This is a genomic window from Stenotrophomonas daejeonensis, from assembly GCF_001431505.1.
In the GTDB taxonomy this organism is placed as follows: domain Bacteria; phylum Pseudomonadota; class Gammaproteobacteria; order Xanthomonadales; family Xanthomonadaceae; genus Stenotrophomonas; species Stenotrophomonas daejeonensis.
Window position 1 is genome coordinate 30,357 of the sequence record NZ_LDJP01000068.1, and the last position, 23,571, is coordinate 53,927.

Here is a 23,571-nt window from a genome sequence, read left to right on the forward strand (position 1 = left end):
TCAGTCGCGACAGAGGGATTTACCGGGAAAGCCCTGTCGCGACTGACGTCGCTCCTACAGGAAGGGGCAGCATGATCAGGTGGCGCTGGCTTCGAGGAAATCCTGCGCGAAGCGCTGCAGTACGCCGCCGGCCTCGTAGGTCGCCACGTCGTCGTCCGAATCCAGCCGGCAGGTCACCGGTACCTCCACCGTGCTGCCGTCCCTGCGATGGACCAGCAGGGTCAGGTCGGCGCCCGGCCTGCGCTCGCCGACGACGTCGTAAGTCTCGGTGCCGTCGATGCCCAGCGTGTTGCGGTCGGTGCCGGGCTTGAACTCAAGCGGCAGTACGCCCATGCCGACCAGGTTGGTGCGGTGGATGCGCTCGAAGCCTTCGGCGACGATGGCTTCCACGCCGGCCAACCGCACGCCCTTGGCTGCCCAGTCCCGCGAGCTGCCCTGGCCGTAGTCGGCACCGGCGATGATGATCAGCGGCTGCTTGCGCTGCATGTAGGTTTCGATCGCCTCCCACATGCGCATCACCTTGCCCTCCGGCTCCACCCGCGCCAGCGAGCCCTGCCTCACGCTGCCGTCGTCGTTGCGCACCATCTCGTTGAACAGCTTGGGGTTGGCGAAGGTGGCGCGCTGTGCGGTGAGGTGGTCGCCGCGGTGGGTGGCGTAGGAATTGAAGTCCTCCTCCGGCAGGCCCATCTTCGCCAGGTATTCGCCGGCGGCGCTGGACGGCAGGATGGCGTTGCTGGGCGAGAGGTGGTCGGTGGTGATGTTGTCCGGCAGCACCGCCAGCGGGCGCATGCCGGTGAGCGTGCGTTCGCCGGCCAGCGCGCCTTCCCAGTACGGCGGGCGGCGGATGTAGGTGCTTTGCGGGCGCCAGTCATACAACGGGCTGACCTTGCGGCCATGCTCGACGCGCACGTTGAACATCGGGTTGTAGACGCTGCGGAACTGTTCGGGCTTCACCGATGCCTTCACCACCGCGTCGATCTCGGCGTCGCTCGGCCAGATGTCCTTCAGCCGCACCGCGTTGCCGTCGGCATCCACGCCCAGCACGTCCTTCTCGATGTCGAAGCGCACGGTGCCGGCGATGGCATAGGCGATTACCAGCGGCGGCGAGGCCAGGAACGCCTGCTTGGCATAGGGGTGGATGCGGCCGTCGAAGTTGCGGTTGCCCGACAGCACCGCCACCGAGTACAGGTCGCGCGCGATGATCTCCTGCTGGATCTTCGGATCGAGTGCGCCGCTCATGCCGTTGCAGGTGGTGCAGGCGAAGCCGACGATGCCGAAGCCCAGCTTCTCCAGTTCGGGCAGCAGGCCGGCCTCTTCCAGGTACAGCTGCACCGCCCTGGAACCGGGCGCCAGCGACGACTTCACCCAAGGCTTGCGCAACAGGCCGCGCGCGTTGGCGTTGCGCGCCAGCAGGCCGGCGGCGATCACGTTGCGCGGGTTGGAGGTGTTGGTGCAGGAGGTGATGGCGGCGATGATCACCGCGCCGTCGGGCATCAGGCCCTGCGCTTCCTCGTCCTTGCCGCTTGCCAGCTTGGCCTCGTCGGCGACGCCGCGCTCGGCCAGGTCGGATACCGGCAGGCGGCGATGCGGGTTGCTCGGGCCGGCCATGTTGCGCACGACGCTGGACAGGTCGAACTCCAGCACGCGCTCGTACTGCGCGGTGGCCAGCGCTTCAGCCCACAGACCAGTGGTCCTGGCGTAGTTCTCGACCAGTTGCACCTGCGCTTCCTCGCGGCCGGTCAGGCGCAGGTAGTCCAGGGTCTGCTGGTCGATGTGGAACATCGCCGCGGTGGCGCCGTATTCCGGGCACATGTTGGAGATGGTGGCGCGGTCGCCGATGGTCAGCGCCGAGGCGCCTTCGCCGAAGAACTCCAGCCACGCGCCGACCACGCGCTCGGTGCGCAGGAACTCGGTCAGCGCCAGCACCACGTCGGTGGCGGTGATGTTCGGCTGCGGCCTGCCGGTCAGCTTGACGCCGACGATGTCGGGCAGGCGCATCCACGAGGCGCGGCCGAGCATCACGTTCTCCGCCTCCAGCCCGCCGACGCCGATGGCGATGACGCCCAGCGCATCGACGTGCGGGGTATGGCTGTCGGTGCCGACGCAGGTGTCCGGGAACGCCACGTCGTCCTGCACGTAGACCACCGGCGACATCTTCTCCAGGTTGATCTGGTGCATGATGCCGTTGCCGGGCGGGATCACGTCCATGTTCTCGAAGGCCAGCTTGGTCCAGTCGATGAAGTGGAAGCGGTCCTCGTTGCGGCGGTCCTCGATGGCACGGTTCTTGTTGAACGCATCCGGGTCGAAGCCGCCGCATTCCACCGCCAGCGAGTGATCGACGATCAACTGCACCGGCACCACCGGGTTGACCTTGGCCGGGTCGCCGCCCTTTTCGGCGATGGCGTCGCGCAGGCCGGCCAGGTCCACCAGCGCGGTCTGGCCGAGGATGTCGTGGCAGACCACGCGCGCCGGGAACCACGGGAAATCGAGGTCGCGCTTGCGTTCGATCAGTTGCTTGAGCGACTCGGTCAACATGGCCGGGTCGCAGCGGCGCACCAGGTTTTCGGCCAGCACGCGCGAGACGTAGGGCAGCGTGGCGTATGCACCGGATTGGATTGCATCGACGGCGGCCTGCGCGTCGAAGTAGTCCAGCGTGGTGCCGGGGAGGTTCTTGCGATAGTTGGTGTTCATGGTCTGGCTTGGCGGCTGGATGTGGCAGTGCTTTTCCCTTCTCCCTTCGGGAGAAGGTGCCCGTAGGGCGGATGAGGGGCGAGCGGAGTCAGTAATAACTGAACCATCAGGACTCCATCGCCCCTCACCCCAACCCCTCTCCCGCAGGGAGAGGGGCTTTCAAGCTTCAAGCATCAAGCGCGCTTGTCGATCGGCACGAACGCCTGGTCTTCCGGCCCGGTGTAGTTCGCGCTCGGGCGGATGATCTTGCCGTCGATGCGCTGCTCGATGATGTGCGCGCTCCAGCCGGCGGTGCGGGCGATGACGAACAGCGGGGTGAACATCGCGGTCGGCACGCCCATCATGTGGTAGCTGACCGCGCTGAACCAGTCCAGGTTCGGGAACATCTTCTTGATGTCCCACATCACCGATTCCAAGCGCTCGGCGATGTCGTACATCTTCATGCTGCCCTGCTCGGCCGACAACTCGCGCGCGACCTCCTTGATCACCTTGTTGCGCGGGTCGGACACGGTATAGACCGGGTGGCCGAAGCCGATCACCACTTCCTTGGCGGAAACGCGCGCCTTGATGTCGGCCTCGGCCTCGTCCGGCGTCTCGTAGCGCTTCTGCACCTCGAACGCCACTTCGTTGGCGCCGCCGTGCTTGGGTCCGCGCAGCGCACCGATGCCGCCGGCGATGCACGAATGCATGTCGCTGCCGGTGCCGGCGATGACGCGGCAGGTGAAGGTGGAGGCGTTGAACTCGTGCTCGGCGTACAGGATCAGCGAGGTGTGCATCGCCTTGACCCACGATTCCGGCGGCTGCTCGCCATGCAGCAGGTGCAGGAAATGGCCGCCGATGGAGTCGTCGTCGGTTTCCACGTCGATGACGCGGCCGTTGTGGCTCCAGTGGTACCAGTACAGCAGCATCGAACCGAGGCTGGCCATCAGCTTGTCGGCGATGTCGCGCGCGCCGGGGTGGTTGTGGTCGTCCTTCTCCGGCTGCACGCAGCCCAGCACCGACACGCCGGTGCGCATCACGTCCATCGGGTGCGCCGACGGCGGCAGCTCCTCCAGCGCCGCCTTGACCGCCGCCGGGATGCCACGCAGCGACTTCAGCTTGGCCTTGTAGGCGCGCAGCTCGGCGCGGGTCGGCAGCTTGCCGTGCACCAGCAGGTGGGCGATTTCCTCGAACTCGCTGGTGTTGGCCAGGTCGAGGATGTCATAGCCGCGGTAGTGCAGGTCGTTGCCGGAACGGCCGACCGTGCACAGCGCGGTGTTGCCGGCGGCGGTGCCGGACAGGGCGACGGATTTCTTCGGCTTGAAGCCGGAGGCGGTGGTGGATTCGGACATGACGTGCACCTCAATGGAAAGCAGGGTTTTTGAAGCCCCTCTCCCTCCGGGAGAGGGGTTGGGGTGAGGGTCGGGCGAAGCCTCGCAACATCCAATTACACGAGGCTCTGCCCGACCCTCATCCGGCGCTTCGCGCCACCTTCTCCCGGAGGGAGAAGGGAACAGGCTTACTTCTTCGCGGCGAACAACGCATCCAATTGCTGCTCGAACGCGTGGTAACCGATGCGGTCGTACAACTCCTCGCGCGTCTGCATAGTTTCCACCACGCCCTTCTGGTGGCCGTCGCGGCGGATCGCCTCATACACGTTCTCCGCCGCCTTGTTGGCGGCGCGGAACGCCGACAGCGGGAACAACTGGATGGCGACGCCTGCCGAGGCCAGTTCGTCGCGCGTGAACAGCGGGGTCTTGCCGAACTCGGTGATGTTGGCCAGCACCGGCACCTTCACCGCATCGACGAAGCGGCGGTAGGTGTCCAGGTCGTAGGCGGCCTCGGCGAAGATGCCGTCGGCGCCGGCCTCGACGCAGGCGATGGCGCGCTCGATGGCCGCGTCCACGCCGTCCACCTGGATCGCATCGGTGCGCGCGATCAGGAAGAAATCCGGGTCGGTCTTGGCATCGGCGGCGGCCTTCACCCGGTCCACCATCTCGCCCTGGGTGACGATCTCCTTGCCCGGGCGATGGCCGCAACGCTTGGCGCCCACCTGGTCCTCGATGTGGCAGGCGGCCGCGCCTGCCTTGATCAGCGACTTCACCGTGCGCGCGATGTTGAACGCGCTGGGGCCGAAACCGGTGTCGATGTCCACCAGCAGCGGCAGGTCGCAGACGTCGGTGATGCGGCGCACGTCGATCAGCACGTCTTCCAGGGTGTTGATGCCCAGGTCCGGCAGGCCCAGCGAGCCGGCGGCAACGCCACCGCCCGACAGATAGATGGCCTTGTAGCCGGCGCGCTTGGCCAACAGCGCGTGGTTGGCGTTGATCGCGCCGATCACCTGCAAGGGTTTCTCGGCGGCGAGGGCGGCGCGGAAGTGGGCGCCGGCGGAAGAAAGGCTCATGGCTTGGCTCCTGATCGGGCGGCGACGGCGGGGCCGTTCCGCGATGGCGCACAATCTGGCACCATCGCACGCATTGATCAATCTTGATTCAAAAAATCAACATATTGAATACGCCACCTGACCCCACCGACCCGGAACTGATCCCGGCCAGCGACGCCTGCGCCCTGCTCGGCATCAGCGCGGCCACGCTGTATGCCTATGTCAGCCGCGGCCAGCTCAGCTCGCGCCCCGGCCCCGACCCGCGCAGCCGGGTCTATCTGCGTGCGGAGGTGGAACGGCTGGCGCAGCGCAAGCGCGCCGGCCGCGGCGCGGCGCGCGGGGCGGCGCAAAGCCTTGATCGCGGCCTGCCGGTGCTGGAAACGCGCATCTCGCTGATCCGCCCCGACGCGCCCTATTACCGTGGCCGTTCGGCAGTCGCCGCGGCGCAGGGCGGCGCCACGCTGGAAGACATCGCGCGGCTGCTGTGGGAGTGCGAGGAACAGGATCCGTTCGCGGCAACGCCTCCCGCCGCGTGGCCGCAACGCATCGCCACGCTGGCGCTGGACCCCGCGCTGCCGCCGCTGGAACGGACGATGGCCTGCATCCCGCTGCTGGCGCTGGAACAGCGGCAATCGCTCAACGCCTCGGCCCCGGTGCGGCGCGAAGTGGCCGCGCTGCTGCTGCGGCAGAACGCCGCGCTGCTGGTCGGCACCCAGCCCGACGCGCGCCCGGTGCATCGCCTGCTCGCCGACGCATGGCGGCCGGGCGATGCCGGTTTCGCCGAACTGCTGCGCTCGGCGCTGGTGCTGTGCGCCGATCACGAGCTGAACGTGTCGGCGTTCGCCGCGCGCGTGGTCGCCTCCACCGGCGCGCACCTGCACGCCACGGTCAGCGCCGGGCTGGCCGCGCTGTCCGGCCCGCGCCACGGCGGCGCCACCGCGCGCGCGCATGCGCTGCTGCTCGATGCGCAGGCCGGCGGCAAGCCGGCCGCGTTCATCGCCGAACGCTGGCGGCGCGGCGACGACCTGCCCGGCTTCAACCACCTGCTCTACCCCGATGGCGACCCGCGCGGCGCCGAGGTGCTGCGCCAGTTGCGCGAACTGCGCGGCGGCACGCCGCGCATGCAGCACGTCGAAGCGGTGCTGGCGGCCACCGCCGAACACAGCGGCCAGCACCCGAACATCGACGGCCTGCTGGCGGCGATCTGCTACGTCCACGAACTGCCGGCCGCGCATGCGCTGGTGATGTTCGCCACCGCGCGCCTGACCGGCTGGCTGGCGCATGCACTGGAACAACAGGCGCTGGGCACATTGATCCGCCCACGTGCGCGCTACACCGGGCTGGCGCCGGGCCGGCCGCTGTAGCCTGCGAGGCATTCATCCAGCTCATGGCTGGGCCCGGTTTTTCGCGTTGGTGCCGGCACACGGGCCCTCCATACACTCCTGCGCTTGCCGGGAGAGACAAGAGATACCGATGACGACTTCGCCTGCACTACCGAACCGCATGACCCGCCGCCTGCCGGGCATCGCCGCCCTCGCCGCCACCGTGGCCCTGGCCGCCTGCCAGGCCGGACCACGCCAAACGGCCTCCGCACCGGACGCGACAGGGCCAACGCACGCCGGTGGCACCACTGCCGCAATCCCGGCCTGCCCCGCAGACGCAACGGTGATGGAAGGCTGGAATGACCGCGCGCCGCCACGGCGCATCTTCGGCAATACGTGGTATGTCGGCACCTGCGGCCTGAGCGCGTTGCTGGTGACCTCGGACCGCGGCCACATCCTGATCGACGGCGCCACCGAGGCGGCCGGCCCGCTGATCGAGGCGAACATACGCGCGCTCGGCTTCGACCCGAAGGACGTGAAGTACCTGCTGAACTCGCACGAGCACTACGACCACGCGGCCGGTCTGGCCTACCTGCAGGGCGTCACCGGCGCCACCCTCCTCGCGCGCGAACCCGCCGTCGCCACCCTGCACAGTGGCCGCAGCGGGCGCGACGACCCGCAGCAGCTCGAACCGCATCCGGCCTTACCGCCGGTGCCGTGGGTGGAGGCCATCGGCGATGGCGACGTCGTCCGGGTCGGCCCACTGGCGCTGACAGCCCATGCCACGCCCGGCCACACGCCCGGCGGCACCAGTTGGACATGGCGTTCCTGCGAGGGCACGCGCTGCCTGGACATGGCCTATACCGACAGCACGAGCGCGATTTCCGACCACGCATACCGCTACCTCGACCACCCGGCGATGGTCGCCGCGTTCCGCCGTGGACTGGACACGCTGGCCGCGCTGCCCTGCGACATCCAGATCACCCCGCACCCGCTGGCCTCGGATCTGTTCGACCGCCTGCAAGGCGTGCCCGGCAAACCGCTGGTCGATGCCGGGGCCTGCGAACGCTACGCCCGGGCCGGGCGCGCCAATCTGGAGAAGAGGCTGGACGATGAAACCCGCGGCCTGAAGCCGTGAGGCCACGCTCGGGCAGCAGGCCGCCACATCACGTAGGAGCGCACCTTGGTGCGCGATGGGGTTTTACTGGGAAAGCTCCATCGCGCACCAAGGTGCGCTCCTACGGGCGCTGCTGCGCTCAACGCTGAACGATGGCCGCGATCGCCTGCACACCATCCGGTCAGCGCCGCCAGCCCCGGCCACAGGTATCGACCAGCATCCCGTAGATGCGGGGCTTGCCCCGCATGAGGCTCTACCGGCAAAGCCCGTGCGGGGCAAGCCCCGCACTACGGCTTCCGCTGCGCCCAGCGCTGGACGATGGCCGCGATCGCCTGCACGCCATCGGTCAACGCCGCCGGCCCCGGCTGCAGGATGATCGGCGACTTGACCTCGTGCAGCTCGCCGTCGCGCACCGCGTTGATCGCCGCCCAGCCCGGCCTTGCCGCCACCCGTTCGGGGCGGAACTTCTTGCCGCACCACGAGCCGATGATGATGTCCGGGTTGCGCGCGACCACCGGGGCCCCATCGGCAAGGATGCGCGCCTTCGCCAGCGGCTCGCGCGACAGTTCCGGGAACACGTCGATGCCGCCGGCGATCTCCACCAGTTCGGCACCCCACTGGATGCCGGTGATGATCGGTTCGTCCCACTCCTCCACGTAGACGCGCGGCCGCCGCGGCAACCGCGCCGCCTGCGCGGCGATGGCGTCCAGCCTGCGCTGCAGTTCATCGGCATAGGCTTCGGCGCGCGCGGCCACCCCGACCAGCGCGCCGAGCCGGCGGACGTAGTCGAGGATGCCGGCGACGCTGCGGTGGTTGGCGATCCACACCTCCACCCCGCGGCGGATCAACTCGGCGGCGATGTCGGCCTGGATGTCGGAAAAACCGATCGCCAGGTCGGGCTGGAGCTTGAGGATCTCCTCTACCTTGGCGCTGGTGAAGGCGCTGACCTTGGGCTTCTCGCGCCGTGCCTGCGGCGGGCGCACGGTGAAGCCGCTGATGCCGACGATGCGATCCTGCTCGCCCAGCGCGTACAGGGTCTCTGTCGGTTCCTCGGTCAGGCAGACGATGCGGCGCGGGCCGGTCATGGCGCGGCGAATTCCACGGCCTCGACGAACACCGCCGGGCTGTGCCACGGGTGGTGCGCGGCAATGCCCTCGTCCAGCAACCGCTGCAACCGCACCGGGTCGCGCGGAATGCAGAACTCCAGCCGCACCGTCGCCTCGCGCACCAGTTCGCCGGGCTGGCCGGCGGCGCTGGCGGTGCCGGGCTGCACGCGGAACTGCTCACGCCCCGGTGCCGATTCCCACATGCCATGCGCGTAACCACCTGCGGCCAGGTCGTCCACCGCGAGGATGCCGCGCTTGAGCGCCCCCAGCTGTGCCGGCGGCACGAACACGGTGATGCGGTAGACCGGGTGCAGGCGCATGCTGCTCACGGATACAGCAGCCGCTTGCTCCATGCGCCGGCGGCATCGGCCTCGTAGCACCAGCGCTCGTGCAGGCGGAAGTTGGCGCCGTACCAGAACTCGATGCGCCGCGGCACCACGCGGATGCCGCTCCACCCGTCCGGGCGCGGCACCTCGCGGCCCTCGAACTGTGCCTCGAAATTCCGCAGGCGCTGCTCGAACTCCTCGCGCGAGGCCAGCGGCTGCGACTGCACCGACGCCCACGCGCCGATCTGGCTCATGCGCGGCCGCGTGGCGAAATAGGCATCGGCCTCGGCCTCCGCCACCAGTTGCGCGTCGCCTTCCACCCGCACCTGGATGCCGGCCTCGCGCAGGCTGCGCCACAGGAACAGCAACGCCGCCTGCCGGTTCTCGTGCAGCTCGCGGCCCTTGCGGCTGTGCAGGTGGGTGTAGAACACGAAGCCGCGCTCGTCGAAGTCCTTGAGCAGCACGGTGCGCGCCGATGGCCGGCCGTCGGTGTCGGCGGTGGCCACGGTCATCGCGGTGGCGTCGATCTCCTTGCCGGCCTTGGCCTCATCGAACAACTGGGCAAAGGTCGAAAGCGCTTCTGCGTACAGGTCGGTCATGGTTCCGGTTCGATGGAGCGGGATTCGGGCTATTGTCGCGCGATGAAGCCCCCATCGCACCCCGCCGGTTTCGCGCCGGCACTGGTCGCCGAGGCGCTGGACGCGACGCTGGCGCTGCGCGTCGGCCACGTGCCGGTGCTGGGCATCAGCGGCCTGCAGGGCACCGGCAAATCCACGCTGGCGGCGCAGGTTGCCGCATCGGCCGCGGCACGCGGATTGCGCGCGGCGACCGTCTCGATCGACGACTTCTACCTGCCCCGCTCGGAACGCCAGGCTCTGGCCCGCGACGTGCACCCGCTGCTGGCCACCCGCGGCCCGCCCGGCACGCACGACCTCGCCCTGGCGTTGCGCACGCTGGACGCCCTGCGCGCCGGCGAAGCAATCGCGTTGCCGCGCTTCGACAAGCTGGCCGACGAACGCCTGCCGCAGGCGCAATGGCCACGCAGCGATGCCCGTGCCGACCTGGTGGTGTTCGAAGGTTGGTTCCTCGGCACCCCCGCCGAGGACGAGGCGGCACTGGACGAGCCGGTCAACGTGCTGGAACGCGACGAGGACAGCGGCGGCGAATGGCGCCGCTGGTGCAACCGCACCCTGGCGCGCGACTACCCGGCACTGTGGGCGCGCATCGACACCTTGTGGTTCCTGCAACCGCCCGGTTTCGAGGTGGTGCCGCAGTGGCGCTGGCAACAGGAACAGGGCCTGCGACAGGCCTCCCCTGGCCGCACCGGCATGAACCGGGCGCAGGTGGAGCGCTTCGTGCAGTTCTACGAACGCATCAGCCGGCAGGCGCTGCGCACGTTGCCGGCCATCGCCGGGCGCGTCATCGCGCTGGATGCGCGGCGGCAGCCGTTGCCCGCAGCCCTTCCACGATGAACCACCATTCCCGACCCACCCGGCATCAGCGCCCGGTGGCGATTTCCCGCGTGCAATAAGCATGGGCCCGGGCCCGCCGCATGCCGATTCCGGTTGCCCGGCCTCCCTGCTCAGCCGGCAATCGACCCGACTACCAGCAAGACCGCCACCAGGGACATCACCAGCCCGACCACGAACAGCATCATGCCCGCGGAGAGGAGGCATCCACCGCCCTGGCGCTTGAGCTTGTGCTGCTGCGCGGCCTCGTAACTTTCGAACTGCACCACGCCGCCATCGGTCCTGTTGTCGAATTCGTACTTGCTTATGGCGTGGCCCATCCTGCCGGCTTTCACGATCATCAGCAGGCCGCCGCCGGCAATGGCGAGCGAGAACAGCAGGAATACCAGACTGCCGCCCCCCCACGCCAACCTGGCCGTGCGTTTGTCCGACGCCGCCGCTTCCTCCGCCACGATGCGCGCCTGCTGGGCTTCCCTTTCAGCCTCGACCCTCAGGCGCATCGCATGGGGCGAGCGGTCGAGCAGCCGTTCGTGATACTTCCGGGGGAAATACAGTTCCAGAACGGCCCGGGTCTGATCCAGATCGTATCTGTACGCTTCCTCCGCCTCGCTGAAGTTCCAGTAGACGCATTGGCCTGCCGTGTTCTGGCTCCTGTCGTTGCATCCGGTTCTTTGGCCCTCGTTCAACTTCTCCTTGTGGCTGAAGAGGTTCGAGTACTCCAGTCTGTACGCACGGGACAGCTGCACGGCCCTGGCCGGCGCCTGCTCGAAGCCGCGCGGATAGCCACCATTGCGGCTGTACGTGTTGGAAAGCATTCCCTCCAGCATCTGCAGCCGGCCCGCTATCCGCCCTTCGAGCTCCTGCGGTCTGGTCTTGCCCGCATTGGCGACGAGATCGGCCCGTACCCGCTCGGGCGAGGGGTAATGGCGCAGGGATTCGGCATCGCGCCCGGTCTGCGCGCTCGCGGTGCCGGCCAGCAGCAACACCGCGGCCAGGCAACGTGGAATCCATTTCGCCCTCATGACGTCCTCCCTCCCTTCGCAGCGACCACGCCTCGTCCAGCATCGCCTTGCTGCACGCCACCGACGGCGAAGCCAGCACCACGAACGTTCTTGATTTTCATTGGCTTGATGTTCATTGGAATGCTCCCGTGATGACGGGTCGAAATCCGGAAATCGCTCACTTGACAAGATCGGAAGCGCTTCCGCATACAGGTTGGCACGGTTCCGGTCAGGGGGAACGGGATCCGGGCCATTGTCGCGCGATGGAGCCCCGCGTCAGCCGGCCGGCGCTGCGCACGCTGCCGGCCATCGCCGGGCGCGTCGTCGCACTGGATGCGCGGCGGCAGCCGTCGCCCGTGGTTCTTCCACGATGAAGCGCTGACGCTCCCGCCCTGCCCGACTTCATCGCCCGGCGGCGATTTCCCGCGTGCAGGCATCCACCCGCTCCGCGATGGCGGCCCGCGACACCCCGCTCCTGCCCCCCAGGATACCCACCGCCGCCGCGACCAGCCCGGCGACAAGGAAGCCCGGCCCCCAGTGCCCTACCACCGCGTAGCCCAAGGCGATCAACGCCACGGCAATGCTGCCGAGAACGAACGTTTTCCTTTCGGACTCGCTCGTCCCCACGCGAACCGCCTTCACCCGGTTGCGCTGGATGGCCCAGTTCCCGGTATCCAGGTTGACCGCGGCCACCGGGATGCCGCACCGCGACCATTTGTCCCCGGCGTAGACGATGGCGACGCGGTTGTCGGTACGCACCGAGAAATCCAGATCGACGAACTTCACTTCCAGTTCGCTGCCACCGTCTTCGCGGATGAAAAATGTCTGGTGCTGCGTGGAGGTGACCGTCGTGGTCGTGTTGCTGCTGGGCGCGGAAATCCACCCGGATCCCTGATGCATGTAGCCACCGCCACCGCTGGTGGTCGTGGTGGTTTCCGCATGCAGGCTGGTCCGTTCATGCGCTCCCAAGACACGCCCCCTGCGGGCGAACAGGTACAGGTCCTCGATGTCGATGATCGGATTGACCCGGTCCTTGCTTCTGGGGCCGTTGGGACGCGCGCGCCGCCAGGCCAGCCAGAGGAACAACGCCACGATGAACAGCGCAAGCGCGCGGGGAACCAGCCTCGGAGCCTGTTTCCAGAACGCCTCGGCGCGCTGCCGCGACTGTTCGGCCTGGCGCTGTTCCTTCCCGACGGACACCTGGTGGCGGGACATGTATTTCCCGTCGCCACCGCTGGTTTCCACGAACAGCTCGCGGACCGCCTCGGGGAAATACAGCTGCGCGATCTCGATGGACGCGGCCTCGTTGTTGCGGTACGTGCCGTCGTAATCGTCCCTGGCCAGGCGGTAGTTGACCAACTTGCAGGGGCGCAGGCCGATGAAATAAAGCAGCTTGGTCGGCAACCCGCAATCGGGGTATTTGTCATTCGCGTTCCGGTAGATGGCCACGTACTGCTGCGAATATTCCTCGTGCAACCGTTTTGCCGCAGGCGGTGCGCTGCCGATTCCCATGATGGGCAATCCGGTTTCCCGGTTGGTGTATCCGGTCTTCCAGGAGTGCTCCAGGGCATTGGCCAGCGTCCGCAGGCGTCCCTCGACGCGCCCCTCGATCTCCTCCGGCCTGGCGTCTCCCGCGCTGGCAATGATGTCGGCACGCACTTTTTCCGCCGACGGGAAGGAACCCAGGTATTCGGGCGAACCGGTGGTCGGCCCGGATTGCGGCCATGCCGATGCCGGCAGGGCGAGCAGGCAAAGCAGCACCAGCCACGTGGGAATGCTGCGATGTTTTCCGGTAATTGGCTTCATGTCGCTCTCGCTCATACGATCCTGACCGCCCGTGGCACCTGCCGTCATGGGAAAAGTGGAAGGTGCTGCCGCGGCGGGACCGGCGCGGCCACATCGCCACCGTCGCGCGGCACGCCGAGGGCGGTGCCATCCTTATCGATGCGACGGCCGTCGGCGTCGAACCACGCCACCGCGGTCATGCCGCCCGTCCCCTGGAACGCCGCCCAGGCATAGGTGGCATAGGCCGGTTGCCACAGGCCGGGGCCGGCGTCGGACAGGATCAGGGCCGGGTGACCATCCACCTGCCGCACCACCGGTTCGTGCGCCTCGCTGTTGCGGAAGCGCAGCAGCTCCCAGCCGGAACCTTCGCTCCCGTCGCCGCCACCGGACAGCACCAGCGCCCACGGCACCTGCGGCCCGAAGATCGCATATGCCGGCTCACCGTCCATCGTGCAATCGAAGCCCGGCGCCAGCACGTAGTCCGGCACCCGGTCGGCATTGAAGTCCACGTGGAACACGACCTTCGCCGGCGTCCCGGTGGCGCGGAAGCCGCCGCCCGAACAGTTGTCCTCCACCACCTCGCGGCCCCACTGCGCGATCAGCTGCGCAGCGCCCGCGGGCGGTTGCTGCGCGTACGCCGACGCGGCCGCGAACAGCGCGGCCATGCCTGCCGGAAGGCGGAATCCGCCCATGCGCCCCATGCCTGCAGTCTCCCGATGGCCACCGGGCCGGAACGAGGGCCGCGCCCGCGCGCCGCCCTCCGCCGATACCCAAAGGCGGCTGCCTCACGGCTTCCTGCGGATGTCCTGCAGGGCCTCGTTGATCTTGAACAGCACGATCATGATCTCGCAGTAGATGCGCGCCACCAGCACGCCGAGGATGACCACGAACGGCGAGACCACCAGCATGCCAAACCCGGCCCAGCCGTTGTAGCGGAACATGCCGAAGGCGGTGACCACCGTGCTCAGGCCACCCAGCACGGCGGCGGCCAGCAGCAGCCAGTAGATGAAGGTGATGATCTTCGGCGTGACCATCGAGTCGAAGAAAAGCAATTCGCGTACGTTCATGGTGGTGTCCCCCTTGTCCGGTCGTTGGTGGTCTTCACTGCTTCCTGCACATCGTGCCGAACAGCATGCCGCCGTCGATGCAGCCCTGCTCGTCGATGCGGAAGGCCTGCGTCTGCCCGCCCTTGCCGCCGGTGATGTAGACCTTGCCGTCCTTGACCTCGTACTTGCCGACCATGATGTTGCCCATCATGTCCAGCTCCACTTCGCCGTTGCCCTTGAAGGTCATGATGGTTTCCCACGTGCCGTTGACGGAATGGCCGTACTCGCCGGCGAAGCCGTTGCCGCATGCGGCAAACACGGAAACCAGCAGCACGGCGGCGGTGTTTCTCGCAAAGCGTTTGATAGTCATGCGGATGCTCCGGTTGGTTGAGGAAATCACGGTTGCGCCGGCCTGGCCTGCTGCTCGATCACCCGCACCACGTCGATCAGGCCGTGGCGCACGGCCAGGTCGCGCAGGGTCACCGGCTGCCCGTCCCAGTCCAGCGGGGCGTTGACGTCGGCGCCGGCCGCCGCCAGCAGCGGCAACACGTCGGCGACGAAATCGCCGCGGATGTTGTAGCGGTTGGTTTCGTCCAGGAATACCCAGTGCACGGCCTTGGTATCGCCGGGGCCGGGGCCGTCTGCGCGCGCGCCGGCGGCGAGGACCGCCTTGACCAGGTCGACGCGGCGCGACTTCAGCGCCCGCACCAGCGGCGTCCAGCCTTCAGCGTCGGCGGCGTTGATGTCCGCGCCCGCCTTGGCAAGCGCCGCCAGCAAGTCCACCCGCGTCTGGCGCTGCTCGTCAGCGCCGCGGCCGAACACGTCGCCCTTGTCGTCCAACGAACCGACGTTCAACAGGTAATGGAGCGCGTTGCGCCCTTGCCGATCCACGACCCCGGCTTTCGCGCCCCGGGCCAGCAAGGCCCGCAATTGCGCCGGCGTGCAGACGTAGGCCGGGCTGCTTCCCGCATCGGGGCGGTAGCGCCGGGCGCAGCGCAACAGGCGCGTGGTGCCCTCGCTGTCGGCCTGATCGATGTCCGCGCCTTTTTCCAGCAGCAGCGACAACACCGCGTCGTCGGCGAACACCACCGGATAGGTCCAGGTGTGCAGAGGGAAATCGTAGGCGCGTCGGCGGCCATAGGCCGGGCCGCCGTCGCAGCAATCCGCCGGCAAGGCATCGCTCAACTTGAGCTTGCCCTCGCCCAGGTAGAAGGCCACCACCTGCGGATCGGGGCGCGTCAGCGCCGATATCCACGCCTCCAGCAATTCCACCGGCACCAGGCCATCGGGCCCGTAATGCAGGGTGACGCTGTCATCGCCAATTTTTTCCAGCCACATGCCGGTCTTGTTGCCGTCGGCGCCGTAGCTGCCCGCTTCCATCAGGCGGCCATCCTCGGCCCAGGCTTCATGGCGGCCAACGGGTTTGCCGTCGGCATACTCTCCGCGGCGGGCGGGCTTGCCGCTGGCGTACCAGGCTTCCTGCAAGCCCTGCTGCTTGCCGCCACGGTAGCGGGCATGCTCCACCAGCGTGCCTTCCGGCGTCCAGGTCTGCTTGTCGCCATCCAGGACACCAGCCTTCCAGGACGCCTGCTCGACCAGCGTGCCCTCGGGCATCCATTCCTTCTGTTCGCCGTCGTTCCGGCCCTCGGCATCGAACTTCGTCTCGGCCACCAGCTTGCCGGTTTCGCAATCCCAGCTCCTTCGCAGTTGCTCCGTTCCCTTGCGGCTGTACTCGGTCAGCGAGCGGCGCTCGCCGTTCTCGCACCAGCTTTCCGAATCGCCGGTGTGGCGCGTGCCGTCCTTTTCGTCCCAGGCCACCTTCTCGCGGCTTCGCGGCTTGCCGTTGTCGTAGAACAATTCCTGCACACCTTGCTTGCGCCCGTCGCGCATCTGCGCGCGGAACACCACCTGCTCGCCCCTGCGCCCCACCACCACCCCGGAAAACGGTTCGCCATCCACCAAGTAGGGGCGGTCGACCACGTGCGAGGTATTGATCCGGTAGACCTCGTCGCTGGCCCCGCCATTCCTCGGCAGGGTGATTTCATGCTCCTTCGCGCACGCGGCCAGCAGGGAAACGGCAACAGCGGTGACGACAAGTCTTGCGGCTTTCATGCACGTGGTTCCTCGGCGACGGGACGGGGCGATGCTGGGCACCGGCCTCGCCCCAAGTCCTCACGCCACTTTCAAGAAACCTTCAAGGCATTCAACGCCCTCACGCATGGCCTTTTGAATCAACAACTTGAATTTCAACCCGGGATCCGGAGCGGTATTGCCCCTCGCCGTCCACGCCGCCCATACTCCGGTCACATGAACACTTCCTATACGCCGCCCACCACCCTGTACCGCTGGCGTTTCGGCCCGGTGGAGTACGACGAGGCCCAGCGCGAACTGCGCATCGCCGGGCTGGCGGTGGAAATGGAGAACCGGCCGCTGGAAGTGTTGTCGCTGCTGTTGCGCCACGTCGGCGAGGTGGTGACCAAGCAGGAACTGTTCGACCAGGTCTGGGTCGGGCGGCCAACGGTGGATCACGTGCTGTCCACCGCCGTAGGCAAGTTGCGCAAGGCACTGGAGGCGGCCGGCGAGGCACGCATCGTCACCGTGCCGCGTATCGGCTACCGTTTCGACGGCCCCATGGAGCGGGTCACTGTGGGCCAGCGCACCGCCAGCGGGCTGGAACTGGTCGCCGGACAGGCGGTGCCGGAGCGTCCCCATTTCCTGCTCGAACGCCTGCTCGGCCGTACCCTCGGCAGCGAGGTCTGGCTGGCGCGGCACCCGCGCAGCCGCGATGGGCGGGTGTTCAAGTTCGCGCTGGACGGCGAGCGGCTGTCCTCGATCAAGCGCGAGGCCACGCTGGCGCGGGTATTGCGCGACAGCCTCGGTGAGCGCGACGACCTGGCACGGGTGCTGGACTGGAATTTCGAATCGCCACCCTTTTTTCTCGAATGCGAGTACGGCGGGCAATCGCTGCCCGAGTGGGCCGAGCAGGACGGCAGACTGGCCGCGCTGCCGCGCCAGCAGCGGCTGCACTTGTTCCTGCAAATCGCCGACACCGTGGCCGCCGCGCACGGCGTGGGCGTGCTGCACAAGGACCTCAAGCCCTCCAACGTGCTGGTGGCCGCACAGGGCGAAGGCTGGCGCACGCGCCTGACCGACTTCGGCAACAGCCGCCTGCTGCACCCGGAACGGCTGGCAGAGCTGGGCATCACCTCGCTGGGCCTGACCACCACCCGCACCGACACCTCCGGCACGCCGCTGTACCTGGCCCCGGAACTGATTGCCGGGCAACCGGCCAGCATCCGCAGCGACTTGTATGCATTGGGCGTGGTTCTCTACCAGCTCGTGGTCGGCGACCTGCACCAACCGCTGGCGCCGGGCTGGGAGCGCGCGATCGATGACCCTCTGCTGTGCGAAGACATCGCTCGCGCCACCGACCTGGACCCCGCCCGCCGCCACGCCAGCGTGGCCGAGCTGGCGCAGCAATTGCGGCAACTGGAAACACGTCGCTCCGAACAACAACGACAGCAGCAGGCCGAGCGCGATGCCGCTGCGCTGCGGCAGGCGCTGGAACGTACCCGCGCGCGGCGACCATGGGTGGTCACCGCCTTCGCCACGCTGGTGCTCGGACTGGGTTTCAGCCTGTATTTCTGGCGGTACAGCGAACAGCAGCAACGCATCGCCAAGCAACAGCGCGACATTGCCGAAAAACAGGCGGCGCGGGCCGAGGCAGTGGTCGCATTCCTCAGCAACGACCTGATTGGCATGGTCGCGCTTGGTGGCGCCGCCTTTCAGGGCAACCCCACCATCAAGGACATGCTGGACGTGGCTTCCCGGAAAATCGACGACAAGTTCGGGCGCGATCCGGCAACCAACGGCAGTATCCACGCCGCGCTGGGGCAATCGTGGGGCGCGCTGGGTAATGGCGAGCGCAGTGCCGAAGAATTGCGTGCGGCACTACGCGATTTCACTGCCGCCTTCGGCGCGGATAACGAATTGTCCCTGCGTACCGCTTACGCGCTTGTGCGTACGCTGGCCTACACCAGCCGCAACACCGATTTCGGAGAAGCCAGCAGGTTGCTGGAAGAAACCGACGCCAAGGCCGGTGCACGGCTGCGGCAGGATGGCGAACTGGCATTGTCCGCAGCCATCGCCCGCGCTGCATTCCATCACCAGCAAATGCAGATCAGCCAGGCGTTGCCCGCCTGGGTACGCGCCGATGCATTGCAGCGCCGCTTGTTCCCCATGGACGAGCAGCGTGCCATCACCATCCGCGACAATCTGGCTGATGCACTGTCCCGTTCCGGCGAAACGGACAAGGCCATCGTCCTGATGCGGTCGATACTGGCCGATCCCTTGTTCGCCAAGGACCGCATCGGCGAGACCCTCGTCGCCAACGTACAGATGAACCTGGCCCGCGCATTGCGGAACCAGGGGAAGTACGGCGAAGCGCTCCCCTTGGCCGAGGCAGCGGCGGCCACTTCGGAAAAGGTCTACGGTCCCGACAACTACCAGACGCTGGTGCAGCGCTCCACCATCGCCAGCATCCACGACATGGCCGACAATTGCCCAGCTGCCCTCCCGATCCAGCGTGACGTGACGCGACGCATGGCGGCGCGCTATGGCGAAGACAAGCAGGCCACGCTGGTCGAAATCGGCAACCTCGGGCTGAAGGAATACAACTGCGGCGAACAGCGCACCGGCATCGCACTGCTGCGCAAGGCCGAGCATGGCCTTCGCCAGCGCTTCGGCGAGAACAATGCCGCCGCGCAAAGTTTCCGCATGTCGCTGGCGGAAGCGTTGATCGAACAGGGGCAACGCGAAGAAGCCCGGCATCTGCTGGATGGCCTTGCCGAGCAGGCAATGGAAGCCGCTGGCGGCGACAAGGCGGAACTGGCGCGCATACGCGGGCTGCTGGCGACACACTGAGGGGAATCCGGGCCCTCTCGCCTGCAATCACGCCACCGCGTGCGTGCCCCGCCCCAGGCTCCGCCAGACAAGCCGCCTATGCCTTGCTGGCGGCATTGCGCCGCCCTATCGCCCACAACGCCAGGCCGGTCACCAGCGCCGTCGCGCACAGGTACCAGCCCACCGCGGCAATGCCGAACTTCCCGGCCAGCCACGTCGCCGCATAGGGGGCGGGCGCGGCGCCGAGGATGCCGGCCAGATTGAACGACAGCGACGCGCCGGTATAACGCACCTGCACCGGGTACAGGCTGGCCAGCATGGTGCCGCACGGGCCATAGGTCAGGCCCATCAGGAACAGGCCCAGCGACAGGAAGCCGATTACCTGCCACGGGTGCGCGGCCTGGAACAACGGTTGGAACAACAGGCCGAACGCGAAGATCGCCAGCGTCGCCAGCAGCATCGTATGCACCGTGCCGCGACGGTCGCCGTACCACGCCGACAACGGGATGCCGGCGGCGAAGAACAGGATGCCGACCATCTGCATCAGCAGGAAGTCCTCGCGGGTGTACCCCAGCTTCGTGGTGCCGTGGCCCAGCGTGAACACCGTCATCAGGTAGAACAGCACGAAGGTGGCGAACGCGGCCAGCGTGCCCACCGCCACCGCGAAGCCATGCCCGGCCAGCACCTCGCGCATCGGCAGGCGCACCCGCTGCCCGGTTGCCATCGCCTTGCGGAAATCCGGTGTCTCGTGGATGTTCAGGCGCACCCACAGGCCGACGATCACCAGCAGCGCGCTGGCGATGAACGGCACGCGCCAACCCCATGCGAGGAATGCCGCATCGTCCATCGCCTTGCCCAGCAGCAGGAAGATGCCGGCCGACAGCAGGAACCCCAGCGGCGCCCCCAGCTGCGGGAACATGCCGTACCACGCGCGCTTGCCCGGCGGCGCGTTCTCGGTGGCCAACAGCACCGCCCCGCCCCATTCGCCGCCCAGCCCCAGGCCCTGCCCGAACCGGCACAGCGCCAGCAGCGCCGGCGCCGCCAGGCCGATGCGGTCGTGGGTGGGCAGCAGGCCGATCGCCACCGTGGACAGGCCCATCGTCAGCAACGCCGCCACCAGCGTGGCCTTGCGGCCGATGCGGTCGCCGTAGTGGCCGAACAGCGCCGAGCCCACCGGCCGCGCGATGAAGGCCACCGCGAAGGTCGCCAGCGACTGCAGCATCGCCGCGTTCTCGCTGCTCTCGGGAAAGAACAGTTTCGGGAACACCAGCACCGCCGCGGTGGCGTAGATGTAGAAGTCGAAGAACTCGATGGTGGTGCCGACCAGGCTGGCCGCCAGTACGCGGCCCGGGGAGTTGGCGACGGGGGCGGCGGTGGAAGGCGTCATCGGATTGCCAATGGGGAAGTGGCGGTGATTCTGGCACGGCGTCGCGTCGCGGCCGGCATTGGTTGCAATCGCCACCAGCGCGCGCCGCCTTCACCGCGCGCCGACGGAAAACCCACGTCCGCCGAACGTTTTCTTCCCCTGCCGTCCACGTCGGTTAACCGCCCCGGACCGCGACACGACGCATCCGCGCTGGTTCACGGCCGGGTACAGGAGGCCATTGCCAGTATCGGCGCTGCGTGGAAAGCGCGACGAAACCACAGGAGCAGACCGATGAACGATCGACCGCTACATACCGCCCTTCTTGCCGCGGCCCTTGCACTGGCCGCCGCCGGCGTCGCCCGGGCGCAGGACGCGCTCACCGCGCCGCAGGTGCGTGCACAGCTGGAGGCACAGGGCTATACCGAGGTGGAGGACCTGGAGTTCGAAGACGGCATGTGGAAGGCGGAAGCGACCAGCGCCAATGGCAAACACGTGGACGTGCGCCTGGACCCGACCAACGGCACCGTATACCCGGCCAAGGCGGTCCCGCAGCTGGGCGAAGCCGACATCCGCGCGCAGCTGGCCGCGGCCGGCTACAGCGGCGTGCATGGCGTGAAACTCGACGACGGCCTGTGGAAGGCCAAGGGCCGGACCGCCGAGGGCTCCAAGGTGAAGGTGCGCCTGGACCCGGCCACCGGCGAAGTGGTCGCGCTGGAAAAGGATTGACGGCCGGCGCGTGAGGCGGCACTGCTCCGGCCGGTCCGCGGCCCGTGGGCGGTACCGGCCGGGATCGATCCACCGGATCGATCCCGGCCGCCTTTACCGATGCATTCGTCGAAGACGCGAGCGGCCGGCACCTGCGCCAGCCGGCATGCCGAACCCGCCTCCAGAGCGGCGGGCGCTCAGGCCAGCAAGCCCGCCTCGCGTAGCGCCGCTTCCAGCCTGGCCTGGTTGACCGGCTCCAGCTCGGTCATCGGCAACCGCAGCGTGCCGCCGCAACGGCCCATGCGCGCCAGCGCCCACTTCACCGGGATCGGGTTGGCCTCGACGAACATCTGCCGGTGCACCGGCAGCAGCCGTCGCTGGATCGCCATTGCCGCCGCCACGTCGCCGGCCAGCGCCGCGGCGCACAGCTCGCGCATCAGCCGCGGCGCCACGTTGGCGGTCACGCTGACGTTGCCGTGGCCGCCGCAGAGCATCAGCGCCACCGCGGTGGCGTCGTCGCCCGAATACACCGCGAAGCCCTCCGGCGCCTCGCGGATCAACCACTGCGCACGCTCCAGGTTGCCGGTGGCCTCCTTGATGCCGACGATGCCCGGCACCTGCGCCAGCCGCAGCACGGTGTCGTGCTGCAGGTCGGCCACGGTGCGGCCGGGCACGTTGTAGAGCACGATCGGCAGATCGCCGGTGGCCTCGGCGATCGCCTTGAAATGGCGGTACTGCCCCTCCTGCCCCGGCTTGTTGTAGTACGGCACCACCTGCAACTGGCTGCTGGCGCCGACCTCGCGCGCGAACCGCGCCAATGCGATCGCCTCGGCGGTGGAATTGCCGCCGCAGCCGGCCATCACCGGCACCCGCCCGGCGGCCTGCTCCACCGCCACACGGATGATCTGGCAGTGCTCGTCCACGTTCACCGTCGGCGATTCGCCGGTGGTGCCGACCACGCCGATGCAGTCGGTGCCCTCGGCCACGTGCCAGTCGATCAGGCGGCGCAGCGCGTCGTAATCGACGCTGCCGTCCTCGTGCATGGGCGTGACGAGCGCGACGATGCTGCCGCGCAGCGGGGCGGGGGAAGAAGTCATCTGGGGAATACCGGAAGCCGTCGTGGGGAACGCCGATTCTAAGCAAGAAAACAGCCGCCGGTGGCCTGTCGGAGCGGCATTCCCGGTTGCCGCTGCAACCATCGGGGAAGCATCCTCACTACAATGCCGGCCCACGTTTCACCGTCAGCATGCATGGACATCATCGTCAACGAAGAACTCAAGGCCTACATCGACCCGCTGACGCCGGACGAGCACGACGCGCTGGAGCGCAGCCTGCTCGCCGAGGGCTGCCGCGATGCGCTGGTGCTGTGGGGCAACGTGCTGATCGACGGCCACAACCGCTACGGCATCTGCATGAAGCACGGCCTGCCGTTCAACACCGTGCAGAACACCCGCTTCCGGACGATGGAAGACGTGCACCTGTGGATGATCGAGCAGCACCTGGGCCGGCGCAGCGTGTCCGACTTCCAGCGCGGCGTGCTGGCGCTGCGCAAGCGCGCGATCCTCGATGCGCGCCATGCCGCCGAACAGGAGCAGCTGCGCCGCGAGAGCGAAGGCGAGGCCGCGCCCGCCGCATCCGGCACCGACGCCGACATGCCGCCGTGGGAACCGGCGCCGAAGCTGTCCAAGGCCGAACTTGCGCGCGAGGCCAAGCTCAGCGCCGGCCAGGTGGCGATGATCGAGAAGATCCACAGCCACGCCGCGCCGGAAGTGGTCGAGGCGGTGAAGACCGGCGCGCTGTCGATCAGCGCCGCGGCGGTGGTCGCCAGCCTGCCGGAAGAGGAACAGCGCGCGGCGGCGCAAGGCGGCAAGGAGGAACTGAAGCAGGCGGCCAGACGCGTGCGCGAAGCTCGGCGCAAGCCGAAGCCCGAGCCTGCGCCGGAAGAAGCGGCAACGCCAACGGCCAACGTGGCGGACGACGGCGAACTGGAGGCGCTGCGCCAGCGCGTGGCCTCGCTGACCGCCGAGAACCAGGCGCTGCGCATGGAACTGGACGCGCTGCGCGCGCGGCTGGCCGCCGCCGCAACGGAGAAGGTCGAAACCGGATTGCCCCAGGCCTCACCGGGAAAACCCCAGCCGTAGGTCGGGGCTACGCCCCCGACAGCTTCGCACCGGATGCCCAGGGCGTCGGGGCAGTAGCCCCGACCTACGCCGCTGCTCGTCCAGCCCGCGTGGATGCGGGGCTTGCCCCGCATGAAGCTTTACCGGGGAAGCCCCGTGCGGGGCAGGCCCCGCACCTGCATCAGCGTGCGACCGCGTAATTGCACTCGCACCGGCAAGCCGGTAACCATGCGCCATCTCCCACGAGGAACCC

20 protein-coding genes are annotated in these 23,571 nt (G+C 68.3%); 6 read left to right on the forward strand and 14 right to left on the reverse strand.

The genetic code is table 11. The features are described 5' to 3' along the window. Positions 1-75 precede the first annotated feature (75 nt). The 3 genes from acnD to prpB all read right to left on the reverse strand — a co-directional run bounded on the left by acnD (position 76) and on the right by prpB (position 5,074). Entirely contained in the window at positions 76-2,691 is a 2,616-nt protein-coding gene (gene acnD, locus ABB34_RS11395; RefSeq protein ID WP_057641449.1) for a Fe/S-dependent 2-methylisocitrate dehydratase AcnD, read from the reverse strand. Between the two features lie 173 nt (positions 2,692-2,864). Further along, on the reverse strand, positions 2,865-4,022 hold the full coding sequence (prpC, locus tag ABB34_RS11400; protein ID WP_057641450.1) for a bifunctional 2-methylcitrate synthase/citrate synthase: 1,158 nt from the start codon (positions 4,020-4,022) through the stop codon (positions 2,865-2,867). Positions 4,023-4,189: 167 nt separating this feature from the next. Continuing rightward, positions 4,190-5,074 (reverse strand): methylisocitrate lyase, encoded by an 885-nt coding sequence (prpB, locus tag ABB34_RS11405; RefSeq protein WP_057641451.1) that lies wholly within the window; start codon positions 5,072-5,074, stop codon positions 4,190-4,192. 104 nt (positions 5,075-5,178) lie between these two features. Here prpB and ABB34_RS11410 point away from each other — a divergent pair, with 104 nt between their 5' ends. Both ABB34_RS11410 and bla read left to right on the forward strand, forming a co-directional pair. Beyond that, positions 5,179-6,417, forward strand: a complete 1,239-nt coding sequence (locus ABB34_RS11410; RefSeq protein WP_152979594.1) for a citrate synthase family protein — start codon at positions 5,179-5,181, stop codon at positions 6,415-6,417. 109 nt (positions 6,418-6,526) lie between these two features. Then, positions 6,527-7,513: a subclass B3 metallo-beta-lactamase gene (gene bla / locus ABB34_RS11415; protein ID WP_152979595.1), complete on the forward strand. Its 987-nt coding sequence runs from the start codon at positions 6,527-6,529 to the stop codon at positions 7,511-7,513. Between the two features lie 266 nt (positions 7,514-7,779). Here the strand turns inward: bla and ABB34_RS11420 are convergent, their stop codons facing one another. Genes ABB34_RS11420 through pdxH form a run of 3 tightly spaced genes read right to left on the reverse strand, consistent with a single transcriptional unit; the run spans position 7,780 to position 9,523 of the window. Beyond that, positions 7,780-8,577: a cobalamin-binding protein gene (locus ABB34_RS11420; protein ID WP_057641453.1), complete on the reverse strand. Its 798-nt coding sequence runs from the start codon at positions 8,575-8,577 to the stop codon at positions 7,780-7,782. Next, entirely contained in the window at positions 8,574-8,918 is a 345-nt protein-coding gene (locus tag ABB34_RS11425) for a YqfO family protein (protein ID WP_057641479.1), read from the reverse strand. The genes ABB34_RS11420 and ABB34_RS11425 overlap by 4 nt, the downstream gene beginning before the upstream one ends. 5 nt (positions 8,919-8,923) lie before the next feature. Beyond that, positions 8,924-9,523 (reverse strand): pyridoxamine 5'-phosphate oxidase, encoded by a 600-nt coding sequence (gene pdxH, locus ABB34_RS11430; RefSeq protein WP_057641454.1) that lies wholly within the window; start codon positions 9,521-9,523, stop codon positions 8,924-8,926. Positions 9,524-9,565: 42 nt separating this feature from the next. On the opposite strand from pdxH, the gene ABB34_RS11435 reads away from it, so the two are divergent. Next, a complete protein-coding gene (locus ABB34_RS11435; protein WP_211258199.1) occupies positions 9,566-10,396 on the forward strand; it encodes a kinase in 831 nt (276 codons plus the stop codon). 110 nt (positions 10,397-10,506) lie between these two features. Here ABB34_RS11435 and ABB34_RS11440 read toward each other — a convergent pair whose 3' ends face one another. From ABB34_RS11440 to ABB34_RS11465, 6 genes are all read right to left on the reverse strand, one after another. Then, the gene (locus tag ABB34_RS11440; RefSeq protein ID WP_152979596.1) at positions 10,507-11,415 is read right to left on the reverse strand and encodes a hypothetical protein; all 909 of its coding nucleotides are present in this window, start codon (positions 11,413-11,415) and stop codon (positions 10,507-10,509) included. Positions 11,416-11,796: 381 nt separating this feature from the next. Then, entirely contained in the window at positions 11,797-13,200 is a 1,404-nt protein-coding gene (locus ABB34_RS11445; protein ID WP_152979597.1) for a hypothetical protein, read from the reverse strand. 44 nt (positions 13,201-13,244) lie between these two features. After that, positions 13,245-13,871, reverse strand: coding sequence for a hypothetical protein (locus tag ABB34_RS11450; RefSeq protein ID WP_211258200.1), 627 nt, complete (start codon positions 13,869-13,871; stop codon positions 13,245-13,247). Between the two features lie 93 nt (positions 13,872-13,964). After that, positions 13,965-14,246: a DUF4282 domain-containing protein gene (locus ABB34_RS11455; protein WP_057641458.1), complete on the reverse strand. Its 282-nt coding sequence runs from the start codon at positions 14,244-14,246 to the stop codon at positions 13,965-13,967. Between the two features lie 34 nt (positions 14,247-14,280). Continuing rightward, positions 14,281-14,595, reverse strand: coding sequence for a hypothetical protein (locus tag ABB34_RS11460; protein WP_152979598.1), 315 nt, complete (start codon positions 14,593-14,595; stop codon positions 14,281-14,283). 26 nt (positions 14,596-14,621) lie between these two features. Further along, on the reverse strand, positions 14,622-16,337 hold the full coding sequence (locus tag ABB34_RS11465; protein ID WP_057641460.1) for an ankyrin repeat domain-containing protein: 1,716 nt from the start codon (positions 16,335-16,337) through the stop codon (positions 14,622-14,624). A 195-nt stretch (positions 16,338-16,532) separates the two neighbouring features. Here ABB34_RS11465 and ABB34_RS15265 point away from each other — a divergent pair, with 195 nt between their 5' ends. Beyond that, positions 16,533-19,148: a protein kinase domain-containing protein gene (locus ABB34_RS15265; protein ID WP_057641461.1), complete on the forward strand. Its 2,616-nt coding sequence runs from the start codon at positions 16,533-16,535 to the stop codon at positions 19,146-19,148. Positions 19,149-19,224: 76 nt separating this feature from the next. Here the strand turns inward: ABB34_RS15265 and ABB34_RS11475 are convergent, their stop codons facing one another. Further along, positions 19,225-20,514 carry an MFS transporter gene (locus tag ABB34_RS11475; protein ID WP_057641462.1) on the reverse strand — a complete coding sequence of 430 codons (1,290 nt, stop codon included), beginning with the start codon at positions 20,512-20,514 and terminating at the stop codon, positions 19,225-19,227. A 270-nt stretch (positions 20,515-20,784) separates the two neighbouring features. Between ABB34_RS11475 and ABB34_RS11480 the strand changes: the two genes are divergently transcribed. After that, positions 20,785-21,219, forward strand: a complete 435-nt coding sequence (locus ABB34_RS11480; protein WP_057641463.1) for a PepSY domain-containing protein — start codon at positions 20,785-20,787, stop codon at positions 21,217-21,219. Positions 21,220-21,395: 176 nt separating this feature from the next. Here the strand turns inward: ABB34_RS11480 and dapA are convergent, their stop codons facing one another. After that, positions 21,396-22,295 carry a 4-hydroxy-tetrahydrodipicolinate synthase gene (gene dapA, locus ABB34_RS11485; protein WP_057641464.1) on the reverse strand — a complete coding sequence of 300 codons (900 nt, stop codon included), beginning with the start codon at positions 22,293-22,295 and terminating at the stop codon, positions 21,396-21,398. A gap of 153 nt (positions 22,296-22,448) precedes the next feature. Here dapA and ABB34_RS11490 point away from each other — a divergent pair, with 153 nt between their 5' ends. Beyond that, a complete protein-coding gene (locus ABB34_RS11490; RefSeq protein WP_057641465.1) occupies positions 22,449-23,339 on the forward strand; it encodes a ParB N-terminal domain-containing protein in 891 nt (296 codons plus the stop codon). Positions 23,340-23,571 lie beyond the last annotated feature (232 nt).

Coding starts and splice junctions, on each gene's coding strand:
- acnD (WP_057641449.1), bottom strand. CDS start 2,691: ATGAACACCAACTATCGCAAGAACCTCCCCGGCACCACGCTGGACTAC.
- prpC (WP_057641450.1), bottom strand. CDS start 4,022: ATGTCCGAATCCACCACCGCCTCCGGCTTCAAGCCGAAGAAATCCGTC.
- prpB (WP_057641451.1), bottom strand. CDS start 5,074: ATGAGCCTTTCTTCCGCCGGCGCCCACTTCCGCGCCGCCCTCGCCGCC.
- bla (WP_152979595.1), top strand. CDS start 6,527: ATGACGACTTCGCCTGCACTACCGAACCGCATGACCCGCCGCCTGCCG.
- ABB34_RS11420 (WP_057641453.1), bottom strand. CDS start 8,577: ATGACCGGCCCGCGCCGCATCGTCTGCCTGACCGAGGAACCGACAGAG.
- ABB34_RS11425 (WP_057641479.1), bottom strand. CDS start 8,918: ATGCGCCTGCACCCGGTCTACCGCATCACCGTGTTCGTGCCGCCGGCA.
- pdxH (WP_057641454.1), bottom strand. CDS start 9,523: ATGACCGACCTGTACGCAGAAGCGCTTTCGACCTTTGCCCAGTTGTTC.
- ABB34_RS11435 (WP_211258199.1), top strand. CDS start 9,566: ATGAAGCCCCCATCGCACCCCGCCGGTTTCGCGCCGGCACTGGTCGCC.
- ABB34_RS11440 (WP_152979596.1), bottom strand. CDS start 11,415: ATGAGGGCGAAATGGATTCCACGTTGCCTGGCCGCGGTGTTGCTGCTG.
- ABB34_RS11445 (WP_152979597.1), bottom strand. CDS start 13,200: ATGAAGCCAATTACCGGAAAACATCGCAGCATTCCCACGTGGCTGGTG.
- ABB34_RS11450 (WP_211258200.1), bottom strand. CDS start 13,871: ATGGGCGGATTCCGCCTTCCGGCAGGCATGGCCGCGCTGTTCGCGGCC.
- ABB34_RS11455 (WP_057641458.1), bottom strand. CDS start 14,246: ATGAACGTACGCGAATTGCTTTTCTTCGACTCGATGGTCACGCCGAAG.
- ABB34_RS11460 (WP_152979598.1), bottom strand. CDS start 14,595: ATGACTATCAAACGCTTTGCGAGAAACACCGCCGCCGTGCTGCTGGTT.
- ABB34_RS11465 (WP_057641460.1), bottom strand. CDS start 16,337: ATGAAAGCCGCAAGACTTGTCGTCACCGCTGTTGCCGTTTCCCTGCTG.
- ABB34_RS15265 (WP_057641461.1), top strand. CDS start 16,533: ATGAACACTTCCTATACGCCGCCCACCACCCTGTACCGCTGGCGTTTC.
- ABB34_RS11475 (WP_057641462.1), bottom strand. CDS start 20,514: ATGACGCCTTCCACCGCCGCCCCCGTCGCCAACTCCCCGGGCCGCGTA.
- ABB34_RS11480 (WP_057641463.1), top strand. CDS start 20,785: ATGAACGATCGACCGCTACATACCGCCCTTCTTGCCGCGGCCCTTGCA.
- dapA (WP_057641464.1), bottom strand. CDS start 22,295: ATGACTTCTTCCCCCGCCCCGCTGCGCGGCAGCATCGTCGCGCTCGTC.
- ABB34_RS11490 (WP_057641465.1), top strand. CDS start 22,449: ATGGACATCATCGTCAACGAAGAACTCAAGGCCTACATCGACCCGCTG.